The sequence below is a fragment of the Streptomyces sp. NPDC049541 genome (assembly GCF_044465725.1).
Classification (GTDB): domain Bacteria; phylum Actinomycetota; class Actinomycetes; order Streptomycetales; family Streptomycetaceae; genus Streptomyces.
This window is the reverse complement of record NZ_JBITLY010000005.1, coordinates 681,010-693,478: the sequence shown is the minus strand read 5'-3', so window position 1 is coordinate 693,478 and position 12,469 is coordinate 681,010. Positions and strand designations below refer to the sequence as shown.

Here is a 12,469-nt window from a genome sequence, read left to right as displayed (position 1 = left end):
GGCCGTGGCCGTCAGGCCGTGGCCGTCAGGCCGTGGCCGTCAGGCCGTGGCCGTCAGGCCGTGGCCGTCAGGCCGTGGCCGTCAGGCCGTGGCCGTCAGGCCGTGGCCGTGCGGTACCAGCGGCGGATCATCGGCCAGGTCGCGATGCCTATGGCCAGGGAGATCAGATGGCCCCAGTTGCTGAGCGGGTCGGTGAACTCGATCAGGTCTTCGACCAGCATGCCGCCGAACAGGACCAGCATCGGCCAGCGCAGCCAGGGCGTGAGCAGCCCGGCCAAGGCGCCCACGCTGGCGGCGACGCCGAAGCTGATGCCGTAGTCGAAGCGGTGCAGTGAGCTGTCGGGAAGGTGGCCGACGAGCACGGCCAGGCCGACGGGGACCTCGGTCGCGAGGGTGGCCAGGACATGGCCGAGCAGGAAGACGACGGCCGTGCGCGCGCCGCCTATCCGCCGCTCCAGTGCCGTCAGGACGAGCAGGAAGCAGACCACGTACGGCGACGCGACCCCGCCCGCGATCCACAGCCCGCTGGCGAGCAGCACCAGCACGGGCGTCTGCACGAGGTGCGCGACGTCTGTGCTGGAGGCCTGGAGCAGGGTGTCGACGAGGGACGGGGCGGCGTAGGTGGCGATCAGTGTGGTGATTGCCAGGACCGTCGCGTAGGCGAAGGTGAACGGCGTACCGGTGGGGGTCGGCAGCAGGCGCCAGGGGCGCAGGGCGCGGGCCGCGGGGTGCGGCGCCTGCCCGGTCGGTACGGCGACGGTGGCCGCGCCGCGCTGCCGCGGCATACCGTCGAGGAGTTCGGACACGTCGGGAAGGGGCACGACCGAGGGTTCGTTGTCGGCCGTCGCGATGGGTTCCACGTTGCGGCGCTCCTTCCGTTGCGCCCCACCCTTCGCAACCACAGGGGTCCCTGTCTGTGACCGACGCCACGCGAGAGGCGATTCACAGCAACCTCTCATGCTTTTCATGCGTCAGAGGGCAACCCTGCTTGCTGTTTTGGTCCTGCTACGGCCTCAGCAGGTCGACCTCCTTGGCGTGCGCCGCGCGTGTCGCGGGGTCCCAGTCGCCGGTGCAGTAGATGGACGCCTCGCTGATGGCGCCGTCGCGGAGGTCGGCGCGCATCAGCTCCCTGCAGTACCAGGTGCCGCCCTGCTCGTCCTGCCACTGCTCCTCGAACTCCAGGACGAGTCCGGTGGGCGTGGCGTCGACGCGGTGGCGCGGCACGGTACCGAGGAAGGGGTGACTGCGGCGGCGCGTGGCGACGAGCTCGTCGCGGCCGGCGGTCTGCAGCCGCCACTGGGGAACGGTCAGGTCGAGGAAGACGTCGTCCGTGAACAGCCCGTCCGGAGCGGTGTTGGTCTCCAGGAACCGGACGAAGAGACCGGCGAGTTCCTTCACGCGGGTGCTGGTGTCGGGGTCGGTGTCAGTGGTCATGACTGTGCTCCCGCGAGGTTGCGCCCGACGATCTCCATCGTGCGGTTCAGTTCCGCGGTGGGGCTGAACTCGACGATCTCGGTGCCGGCGAAGAGCAGGGGGAGGTGGCCGGGCGCGCCGTAATAGGCGTCTCCGGCGTGGAAGACCTCGTCGTGGTCGGCGTACCGGAACACGATCCGGCCGGAGACGACCTGGCCCCAGTGCGGGCACTGGCAGCGGTCGTCGGGCAGGCCCCGGAAGAGCGGGGCGGGGTCCATGTCCTGCTTCATCGACTCGTACGCGACGGTGTACGGGCCGAGCTGGGCGTAGCGCCCCTCGATGACGGGCTCGTCGACCTTGAGTTCGGCCTCGGCCTTGGCGGTGCGTGGCATGGTGTCCTGCCTTCCCTGGGTGTTCTGGCTCGGGTGCTTCATCCAGGGGGCGTGAGATCGGACATCACGGTGTGGGGCGGGGCCTCACAGCCGCCACTCGGGCGGGTGTTCCGGCTGGTAGACGCAGAGGGTGCCGGTGTGCAGGGAGCTTTCGAGGTGCCGGCCCAGTTCAGGGTGGGCGGCGGCGATCCGTCGTACGGCGGCCCGGATGCGGGCGGTGACGGTGGTGCGGGCGCGCTCGGCGTCCGATCCGGTACGGCGCACCCGGCCGCCGATGCCGTAGGCGGCCGCGAGCTGTCCGACCAGGGCGTCCCGCTCGACGGCGATCCGCTCCGAACGCCCGGCGTCCCCGGCCTCGTCGGCCTCCCGGGCCTCCTCCTCCAACTCCCGCAGCCTGCGCCGGTACGCGGTGCGCGCGGTGGCGTCGACGACCTCCCCGGTGTCGCCCTGCGGGTGCAGGCCCTCGACGGGCTCTCCCCTGCCGCCCGGTGCCGCCAGCTCGACCGCGGGCACGGGCGTGCCGGGACGCGCCAGCAGGACGGCGATGTCGTGCAGGCCCTTGCTGTCGGGGAGACGGGTGTCGTGACCGGCGTAGCGCAGGTGCCAGAGGGGGCCTTCCCGCCGGAAGAGCGGGGAGCCGGGGGTGTCGGCCTGCGCCCCGCTGTCCGGCCGCCTGCCGTTCGTCTCGCCCGCCATGCGTTCCGTCAGTGCGACCGCGCCCGCCGCAGCGGCCGCCCGCAGTGCCCTCTCGCGGTGCTCGCGGGTGCGGTCCGCATCGCCCATGGCCGCCGCCAGCAGCGCCAGATGGCGGTCGACCGGGCCGCGTACCGCCGCGCCGATGCCTTCCACGGCGAACAGGCCGGCGTACGGGGTGAGGAGGTCGTAGAGGGCGGGTGCGCAGGGGTGGGAGCCCACGGCGGCGACCGTCTCCGCGGCCTGTGCCAGCATCGGCAGCCACTCGCTGTCCCTGGGCGCACCGCCCAGCCGGGGTGCGACGGCCGACAGGCGGCGGGCGGCCTCGTCGAGCCGGCCGCGCTGCGCCGCAAGGAGGGCGAGGGTGACGCGGGGCCAGAGCATCGGGGAGCGCTCCAGCAGGGCCGCCTCCCCGTGCACCCGCCGCAGCCCGGCCGCGTCGCCCGTCTCGGCGTACAGGCACCAGCGCTGGGTGATTGCGAGGAGGGCGGCGTTGGCGCTGCCGGCCCTGCGGCCCAGGTCCTCGACCTCGTCGAGCGCGGCGGCGCAGTCCTCGTACCGGCCCTCCATCAGGGCCCGCGCGCCGCGCCACAGGGGCACGTACCAGGCGTACAGGGGCCGCCGCAGCGGTCGTACGGCCGTCTCGTACGCGAGCGCCTCCGCGTCGGCCCCGGTGAAGTCGCCGGTCTCCATCAGCGCGACCAACCGGAGCCGCCGGCCGAGCAGTTCGAGCACGGGGTCGCGCAGGTCGCGGGCGGTCGTCACGATCTGCGTGGACCAGTCGAGCCGGTCCCGGCAGTGGTCGGGTCCGGGCCGAGCGTCGCACAGCGCGGCCAGGGCCGGGCCGAGGGTCGCCGGATCGCCGGCCTCACGTGCGGTGCCGACAGCCTCCTCGGCGAGGGCGAGGCGGTACTTCTCCGGTTCTACCAGCCCGGCGGCGAGCGAGAGCCGTGCGGTGACGGCGGCGCGCAGGGCCGCGTGCCCGGGTTCGGCGGCGAGCGCGGTGCGGGCCTCGGTCAGCAGGTCGAGCTGCTCACGGTCCTCGAGGTCGACCTCGAACCCGACGGGCCCGGTCCCGAGCCCCAGCGCGGCCCGCGCCAGCAGATCCGCCCGCCCGGCCTCCCGCGCCAGCCCGGCGGCCCTGAGCAGCGCGGCCCGCGCACCCTCCCGCTCCCCGGCCCCGAGCCGAGCGGAGCCCAGCCCGAGAAGGGCTTCCACGAGCTCGACGCGATGGGGCAAGGAAGCCACCCCCGGGCCGGGGTCGCGTTCCTGGTCATCACCGCCGCCGCGGCCCGCGACCCCGACTCCCCCGTCATCGCCGCCAACCCTGCGACCACTCCCACCACCGCGCCCCGCGACCCCACCGGCCCCCACCACACCCCCACCCAAAGCCCCGCCCGACGCACCGCCAGCACCCGGAACCCCGGCCCCCCTGGCACCGCCGCCAGCCCTGCGACCACCCCCACCACCGCGCCCCGCGACCCCACCGGCCCCCACCACACCCCCACCCAAAGCCTCAGCCGTCGCACCGCCGGCACCCGAGGCCCCGACTCCCCCGTCATCGCCGCCAGCCCTGCGACCACTCCCACCACCGCGCCCCGCGACCCCACCGGCCCCCACCACACCCCCACCCAAAGCCTCAGCCGTCGCACCGCCGGCACCCGGAACCCCGGCCCCCCTGTCATCGCCGCCGGCCCCGACCGCGCCCCCGTCCCACACCTCCACCGCGCGCTCGTACCACCGGGCCGCGTCCTCGAACGCGAACAGTGCCTCCGCGCGGACCGCCGCCTCGTGGGCGTACCTCGCGGCCTCCCGTGCCTGCTCGGGGCCGGACAGGAGCAGGTGGTGGGCCACTTCCGCCGGGCCGGTGTCGCGGCCGCGGCGGGCGTAGCCGGCGAGGACCTCGGCGGCCGTCCGGTGGAGGTCGGCGCGTTCGGCGGGGGCGAGGGTGTCGTGGACCGCGTCCCGGAGCAGGTCGTGCCGGAAGGCGCCCCGGTCGGCCCCGGCCTCGGCCAGCAGCCCCGCCCCGGCGGCCTCCCCCAGCAGCGTGCGCAGCTCGGCCAGCGGCACCTCCGCGGCCTCGGCGAGCACGTCGAGCCGGAACCGGGTACCGAGGACGGCGGCCACCTCCAGCACACGCGCGGCCCTCGGGGTCAGGTCGTCCATCCGGTCCCGTACGGCGGCCCGGACGGCGACCGAAGGAACACCGGGGCCGCCCCCGTCCCCGGGCGGCGCCGCACCCCAACTCCCGGCCCGCAGCAGCTCGGTGACGAAGAACGCGTCACCGCCCGTACGCCGTACCAGCGCACGCAGCGCAGCCGCCTCCGGAGCGACCCCCGTCACCGCCTCGACCAACACCGCGACGTCCCGCTCCTGCAACGGCCCCAGCCCCAACGCCCGCCCCCTCCGCAGCAGTTGGGCCCGAGCCCACCCGTCGTCCCCCCAGGCCGCATCCTCGTCGCGAGCCGTCGCCAGCAGCAGGACGGGGCAGGTGCGGGCAGCGTCCGCGGTCTCCAGCAGCAGCCGCAGCGAGGAGGCGTCGGCGGCGTGCACGTCGTCCAGCACCAGGAGCAGCGGGCGGCGGCGCGCGGCCGTGGCCAGCAGCTCGGAGACATCGCCTGCGAGCCGCAGCCGAGCGGTCTCCGGGTCGGCACCCCGCAGGGCTCCGGCCGCCGCCCCCGAGACCAGCGCCCGAAGCGGCGGCGACGTGGTCACCAGCCGCCCGCAGGCCACATCCTCCGCGACCAGCTCCCGCAGCAGCCGCGACCAGGGCCGGAAGGCCCGCCCGGCGGTCTCCGGCGGACACCAGGCCCACAGGACGCGAAAGGCACCGGCGTGCGCCGTGACCTCCTCGGCGGTACGGGTCTTGCCCGCACCGGCGGGCCCGGTGAGGGTGACGAGCCCTCCCCGGCCGGACGCTGCGCGCTCCAAGGCCCCCCGAAGCTCACCGAGCACGTCCTCGCGTCCCACGAACGGGTACTTCGCGGCCATGCAGCCACCCCGCACTTCTCGCAGGCCCCGGCTTCACCAGCGCCGGCCACAACGAACCCGCGGACGATCCACGCCCCGTCGCGGAGCGCTCTGCTTCGAGCGTAGGCCCGCCCCGCGGCGGGCGCGAGGCGCGCGACGCCCCGCGGCGCCCCCGGTAATTCCCCTGGCCGCGCACCCGAGTTCGTGGAGGATGGGGCCATGACCGCCACCTACGACACCCCTGTGGTCCTGGACCGTCGCGAGGGCCCGTACGGCGAGGTCGTGCTCCGCCGGCACGGCGAGCTGCTGCAGATCATCGCCAACGGCTGCTTTCTGATGGACACCTCGGACGGCCGCTCGGAGCGGCTCCTGGTGGACGCCGCGCTCGCCGCCGTGGGCCCCCGCAAGGCGCCGGACGTGCTGATCGGAGGCCTCGGCGTGGGCTTCTCGCTCGCACACGCGGCGGCGGACCCGCGCTGGGGCGCGATCACGGTCGTGGAGCGCGAGCGCGCGATCATCGACTGGCACCTGAACGGCCCCCTCGCCGCCCTCTCCGCCCAGGCCGTCGCCGATCCCCGTACGCGGATCCTGGAGACCGATCTGATCGAGCACGTCCATGAGACATCCGCCACTTATGACGCCCTGTGCCTGGACATCGACAACGGCCCCGACTGGACCGTCACCGAGGGCAACGACGATCTCTACTCACCCACCGGACTGACAAGCTGCGCAAGGGTGTTGAAGCCGGGCGGGGTGCTGGTGGTGTGGTCCGCGCAGCCCTCTCCGGATTTCGAAGAAACCTTGCGGAATGCCGGGTTCCAACAGGTGCGTACCGAAGAGATCCCGGTTGCCCGTGGCGTTCCCGACGTCGTGCACATCGCCGTCCGACCTGGATAGCCGTGGGACGGCGACTCCCCGTACTCTGCTTCTCTGGCGCAGGTCATTCAAGCGTCAATCGCAAGCATGCGCAGGCATGAGCCAGGTAACGGATCACCCCACGGATTCCGGAAAGCAACTCAGGGGCGGGCGATGGAGCAGACCCACACATCCCACAACGGCACGACGGCGACCCCGGGCGCGCAGCGCAGGGTCCTGGTGGTCGAGGACGACGCGACCATCGTCGACGCCATCGCGGCCCGCCTGCGCGCAGAGGGTTTCCTCGTGCAGACCGCGGGTGACGGCCCGGCGGCCGTCGACACCGCCGAGGCCTGGCAGCCCGATCTGCTGATCCTCGACATCATGCTGCCGGGCTTCGACGGCCTGGAGGTCTGCCGCCGGGTGCAGGCCCAGCGCCCGGTGCCGGTGCTGATGCTGACCGCGCGCGACGACGAGACCGACATGCTGGTCGGGCTCGGCGTCGGCGCCGACGACTACATGACCAAGCCGTTCTCCATGCGGGAGCTGGCGGCCCGCGTGCATGTGCTGCTGCGCCGGGTGGAGCGGGCCGCGCTGGCCGCCACGACGCCCAGAAGCGGCATCCTGCGCCTGGGCGAGCTGGAGATCGACCACGCCCAGCGGCGGGTACGTGTGCACTCCGAGGACGTGCATCTGACGCCCACCGAGTTCGACCTGCTGGTGTGCCTGGCGAACACCCCGCGCGCGGTGCTCTCCCGTGAGCAGCTCCTCGCCGAGGTGTGGGACTGGGCGGACGCCTCCGGCACCCGTACGGTCGACAGCCACATCAAGGCGCTGCGCCGGAAGATCGGCGCCGAGCGGATCCGCACGGTGCACGGTGTGGGCTACGCGCTGGAGACCCCGACGCCATGAGCGGCGGTCCGGCCGGCCGGAGAAGCCCCGGGGAGCCCTGGGGCGGTGTGAGCCCGTTCTCGATCAAGACCAAGCTGGGCGCGCTCGTCGTCATCGCGGTCCTGATCACCACCGGGCTGATGATGATCGCCATGCGCACGGCGACGGAGCTGCGCTTCATCACGGTCTTCTCGATGATCGCCACCCTGCTGATCACGCAGTTCGTTGCCCATTCGCTGACCGCGCCGCTGGACGACATGAACGCGGTGGCCAGGGCCATCTCGCACGGCGACTACACCCGCAGGGTGCGCGAGAACCGCCGTGACGAGCTGGGCGACCTGGCGCAGACGATCAACCGCATGGCGGACGACCTGGAGGCCCAGGACCGCCAGCGCAAGGAGCTGGTGGCGAACGTCTCGCACGAGCTGCGCACGCCCATCGCGGGCCTGAGGGCGGTGCTGGAGAACATCGTCGACGGTGTCTCCCCGGCCGACCCGGAGACCATGCGTACGGCCCTGAAGCAGACCGAGCGGCTCGGCCGGCTGGTGGAGACGCTGCTGGACCTGTCCCGGCTGGACAACGGGGTCGTACCGCTGCGCCGGCGGCGCTTCGAGGTCTGGCCGTACCTCTCGGGCGTGCTGAAGGAGGCCAACATGGCCGTGCCCGCGCGCGCGGGCATCGCCTCCGGCTCCGGCAGCCACACCCGCACGGATGTGCATCTGCACCTCGACGTGTCCCCGCCGGAGCTGACGGCGCACGCGGACCCCGAGCGGATCCACCAGGTAGTGGCAAATCTCATCGACAACGCGGTCAAGCACAGCCCGCCGCACGGCCGTGTGACCGTGAAGGCGCGACGCGGCGCGCTGCCGGAGTCGCTGGAGCTGGAGGTGCTGGACGAGGGCCCCGGCATTCCACGCTCGGAGTGGCACCGGGTCTTCGAGCGGTTCAACCGGGGCGGCGCGGGCGCGTCCAACGGCCAGGGCGGCGACGGCGGTACGGGGCTGGGCCTCGCGATCGCCCGCTGGGCCGTCGACCTGCACGGTGGCGGGATCGGAGTGGCCGAATCCGAGCGGGGTTGCCGGATTCTCGTCACCCTCCCGGGAGAGACATCCGTTCAAAGTTGACGTAAAGTCCGAACCGGAGCCTCAAGATCCACCGGGGTCCGCACTGACGGACACGTGTGATCAGGCACACGCCCGCACGCTGAGCGTGCAGGGCCTGGTTCGGCGTTTCCCGTCACCCTCCTCCCGTACCGGAACCGCGTTTGTTTCCCGCCATTTCCAGGCCCGAAACGCGGTTTCCGATGTGACTTACACGACGATGAACCGGCCCGGCCTGACCTTCCGGGTCTTGGGGGCGTAGCCTTTATTCCCGCTGTCCATCACCTTGTGAAGCGGAAGAGGGCGGTTGCCGCCGTGTCGCCACAGTCCCCCAGTAACTCGAGCATCTCGACCGACGCAGACCAAGCGGGCAAGAACCCCGCTGCGGCGTTCGGCCCCAACGAGTGGCTCGTCGACGAGATCTATCAGCAGTACCTCCAGGACCCGAATTCGGTAGACCGAGCCTGGTGGGACTTCTTCGCCGACTACAAGCCCGGGGCCCCCGCCGCCCCGGCTCCGGCGGGTACTGCGGCCGCGGGGGCCGCAGAGACCACCACCCCGGCACCCGCGGCGCCCGCCGCCCCGGCTGCGCAGGCCCCGGCCGCCCCCGCGGCGCCCGTTCCCGCGCCGGCCCCCGAGGCCCAGAAGCCCGCGGCCGCCGCTCCGGCGCCCGCCCCCGCGAAGCCGGCCGCCGCGGCCCCCGCTCCGGCGAAGCCCGCTGCCAAGGCCGCCCCCGCGACCGAGGCCGCCGACGGCCCCGAGCTGGTGACCCTGCGCGGTCCCGCCGCCGCCGTCGCGAAGAACATGAACGCCTCCCTGGAGCTGCCCACGGCCACGTCCGTGCGCGCGGTCCCGGTGAAGCTGCTGTTCGACAACCGCATCGTCATCAACAACCACCTCAAGCGCGCCCGGGGCGGGAAGATCTCCTTCACGCACCTGATCGGCTACGCGATGGTGCAGGCCATCAAGACGATGCCGTCGATGAACTGGCACTACGCGGAGAAGGACGGGAAGCCCACCCTCGTCAAGCCGCCGCACGTCAACTTCGGCCTCGCCATCGACCTGGTGAAGCCCAACGGCGACCGCCAGCTGGTCGTCGCGGGCATCAAGAAGGCCGAGACGCTGAACTTCTTCGAGTTCTGGCAGGCCTACGAGGACATCGTCCGCCGCGCCCGTGACGGCAAGCTGACGATGGACGACTTCACCGGTGTCACGGTCTCCCTGACCAACCCCGGCGGCCTCGGCACCGTCCACTCGGTCCCGCGTCTGATGCCCGGTCAGTCGGTCATCATGGGCGTCGGCTCCATGGACTACCCGGCGGAGTTCCAGGGCACCAGCCAGGACACCCTGAACAAGCTCGGCATCTCGAAGGTCATGACGCTCACGTCGACCTACGACCACCGGGTCATCCAGGGCGCCGCCTCCGGCGAGTTCCTGCGGATCGTCGCCAACCTCCTGCTCGGCGAGAACGGCTTCTACGACGAGATCTTCGAGGCCCTGCGCATCCCCTACGAGCCGGTCCGCTGGCTCAAGGACATCGACGCCAGCCACGACGACGACGTCACCAAGGCCGCCCGCGTCTTCGAGCTGATCCACTCCTACCGGGTCCGCGGCCATGTCATGGCCGACACCGACCCGCTGGAGTACCGCCAGCGCAAGCACCCCGACCTGGACATCACCGAGCACGGGCTCACCCTGTGGGACCTGGAGCGCGAGTTCGCCGTCGGCGGCTTCGCCGGCAAGTCGATGATGAAGCTGCGCGACATCCTCGGCGTGCTGCGCGACTCGTACTGCCGCACCACCGGCATCGAGTTCATGCACATCCAGGACCCCAAGCAGCGCAAGTGGATCCAGGACCGGGTGGAGCGCCCGCACTCCAAGCCGGAGCGCGAGGAGCAGCTGCGCATCCTGCGCCGGCTGAACGCGGCGGAGGCCTTCGAGACCTTCCTGCAGACGAAGTACGTCGGCCAGAAGCGCTTCTCCCTGGAGGGCGGCGAGTCCGTCATCCCGCTGCTCGACGCGGTCATCGACTCCGCCGCCGAGTCCCGCCTGGACGAGGTCGTCATCGGCATGGCCCACCGCGGCCGCCTGAACGTGCTGGCCAACATCGTCGGCAAGTCGTACGCGCAGATCTTCCGCGAGTTCGAGGGCAACCTCGACCCGAAGTCGATGCACGGCTCCGGCGACGTGAAGTACCACCTGGGCGCCCAGGGCACCTTCACCGGCCTGGACGGCGAGCAGATCACGGTCTCGCTGGCCGCGAACCCCTCCCACCTGGAGACGGTCGACCCGGTCATCGAGGGCATCACCCGCGCCAAGCAGGACATCATCAACAAGGGCGGCACGGACTTCACCGTCCTGCCGGTGGCCCTGCACGGCGACGCGGCCTTCGCGGGCCAGGGCGTGGTGGCCGAGACCCTGAACATGTCGCAGCTGCGCGGCTACCGCACCGGCGGCACGGTCCACATCGTCATCAACAACCAGGTCGGCTTCACCGCCGCCCCGGAGTCCTCCCGCTCGTCGATGTACGCGACGGACGTGGCGAGGATGATCGAGGCCCCGATCTTCCACGTGAACGGCGACGACCCTGAGGCCGTGGTCCGCGTCGCGCGGCTCGCCTTCGAGTTCCGCCAGGCGTTCAACAAGGACGTGGTGATCGACCTCATCTGCTACCGCCGCCGCGGTCACAACGAGTCGGACAACCCGGCCTTCACCCAGCCGCTGATGTACGACCTGATCGACAAGAAGCGCTCGGTGCGGAAGCTCTACACCGAGTCCCTGATCGGTCGCGGTGACATCACCCTGGAAGAGGCCGAGCAGGCCCTGCAGGACTACCAGGGCCAGCTGGAGAAGGTCTTCACGGAGGTCCGCGAGGCCACCTCGCAGCCGGGCGCCGCCCCGGTCTCGGACCCGCAGGCCGAGTTCCCGGTCCCGGTGAACACCGCGATCACCACGGAGGTCGTGAAGCGGATCGCCGAGTCCCAGGTCAACATCCCCGACCACTTCCACGTCCACCCGCGTCTGCTGCCGCAGCTGCAGCGCCGGGCGACGATGGTCGAGGACGGCACGATCGACTGGGGCATGGGCGAGACGCTGGCCGTCGGCTCCCTGCTCCTGGAGGGCACCCCGGTGCGCCTCTCCGGCCAGGACTCCCAGCGCGGCACCTTCGGCCAGCGCCACGCGGTCCTCATCGACCGCGAGACGGGCGAGGAGCACACCCCGCTCCAGTACCTCGCCGAGGACCAGGCCCGCTACAACGTCTACAACTCGCTGCTCTCCGAGTACGCGGTCATGGGCTTCGAGTACGGCTACTCGCTGGCCCGCCCCGACGCGCTCGTGATGTGGGAGGCGCAGTTCGGCGACTTCGTCAACGGCGCGCAGACGGTCGTCGACGAGTACATCTCGGCGGCGGAGCAGAAGTGGGGCCAGACGAGCGGTGTCGTGCTGCTGCTCCCCCACGGCTACGAGGGCCAGGGCCCGGACCACTCCTCGGCCCGCGTCGAGCGCTTCCTCCAGCTGTGCGCGCAGAACAACATGACCGTCGCGATGCCGACCCTCCCGTCGAACTACTTCCACCTCCTGCGGTGGCAGGTGCACAACCCGCACCACAAGCCGCTGGTGGTCTTCACCCCGAAGTCGATGCTGCGCCTGAAGGCCGCCGCGTCGAAGACGGAGGAGTTCACCTCGGGTCAGTTCCGCCCGGTCATCGGCGACTCCACGGTCGACCCGGCCGCGGTCCGCAAGGTCGTGTTCGTCGCGGGCAAGCTGTACTACGACCTGGAGGCCGAGCGCACCAAGCGAGGCGCCACGGACATCGCGATCGTCCGTGTCGAGCGGCTGTACCCGCTGCCGGGTGCCGAGCTCCAGGCGGAGATCGCCAAGTACCCGAACGTCGAGAAGTACCTGTGGGCCCAGGAGGAGCCGGCGAACCAGGGCGCCTGGCCGTTCATCGCCCTCAACCTGATCGACCACCTCGACCTGGCGGTCGGCGCGGACGTGCCGCACGGCGAGCGCCTGCGGCGGATCTCCCGCCCGCACAGCTCGTCCCCGGCCGTCGGTTCCGCGAAGCGACACCAGGCGGAGCAGGAGCAGCTGGTGCGTGAGGTGTTCGAGGCGTAGGTCTCGACACAGCGGTGCGGAAGGGTCCGGTCCCCT

General features: G+C 72.1%; 8 protein-coding genes. 4 read left to right on the top strand and 4 right to left on the bottom strand.

Features of this window, described 5'->3' with window-relative positions; all coding sequences use genetic code 11:
- Positions 1-95 precede the first annotated feature (95 nt).
- From ACIBW9_RS22520 to ACIBW9_RS22505, 4 genes are all read right to left on the bottom strand, one after another.
- Positions 96-860, bottom strand: coding sequence for a rhomboid-like protein (locus ACIBW9_RS22520; RefSeq protein ID WP_398957600.1), 765 nt, complete (start codon positions 858-860; stop codon positions 96-98).
- Positions 861-1,005: 145 nt separating this feature from the next.
- Entirely contained in the window at positions 1,006-1,434 is a 429-nt protein-coding gene (locus ACIBW9_RS22515; RefSeq protein WP_398957598.1) for a hypothetical protein, read from the bottom strand.
- The gene (locus ACIBW9_RS22510; RefSeq protein WP_398957596.1) at positions 1,431-1,847 is read right to left on the bottom strand and encodes a hypothetical protein; all 417 of its coding nucleotides are present in this window, start codon (positions 1,845-1,847) and stop codon (positions 1,431-1,433) included. Before ACIBW9_RS22510 ends, ACIBW9_RS22515 begins: the two co-directional genes overlap by 4 nt.
- Positions 1,848-1,889: 42 nt before the next feature.
- Positions 1,890-5,489 (bottom strand): ATP-binding protein, encoded by a 3,600-nt coding sequence (locus ACIBW9_RS22505; RefSeq protein ID WP_398957594.1) that lies wholly within the window; start codon positions 5,487-5,489, stop codon positions 1,890-1,892.
- 198 nt (positions 5,490-5,687) lie between these two features.
- On the opposite strand from ACIBW9_RS22505, the gene ACIBW9_RS22500 reads away from it, so the two are divergent.
- The 4 genes from ACIBW9_RS22500 to ACIBW9_RS22485 all read left to right on the top strand — a co-directional run bounded on the left by ACIBW9_RS22500 (position 5,688) and on the right by ACIBW9_RS22485 (position 12,433).
- Entirely contained in the window at positions 5,688-6,365 is a 678-nt protein-coding gene (locus tag ACIBW9_RS22500; protein WP_398957592.1) for a spermidine synthase, read from the top strand.
- 132 nt (positions 6,366-6,497) lie between these two features.
- Positions 6,498-7,235, top strand: a complete 738-nt coding sequence (locus tag ACIBW9_RS22495; RefSeq protein WP_099931261.1) for a response regulator transcription factor — start codon at positions 6,498-6,500, stop codon at positions 7,233-7,235.
- Positions 7,232-8,338, top strand: coding sequence for an ATP-binding protein (locus ACIBW9_RS22490; RefSeq protein ID WP_398957589.1), 1,107 nt, complete (start codon positions 7,232-7,234; stop codon positions 8,336-8,338). The genes ACIBW9_RS22495 and ACIBW9_RS22490 overlap by 4 nt, the downstream gene beginning before the upstream one ends.
- Positions 8,339-8,629: 291 nt before the next feature.
- On the top strand, positions 8,630-12,433 hold the full coding sequence (locus ACIBW9_RS22485) for a multifunctional oxoglutarate decarboxylase/oxoglutarate dehydrogenase thiamine pyrophosphate-binding subunit/dihydrolipoyllysine-residue succinyltransferase subunit (RefSeq protein WP_398957587.1): 3,804 nt from the start codon (positions 8,630-8,632) through the stop codon (positions 12,431-12,433).
- Positions 12,434-12,469 lie beyond the last annotated feature (36 nt).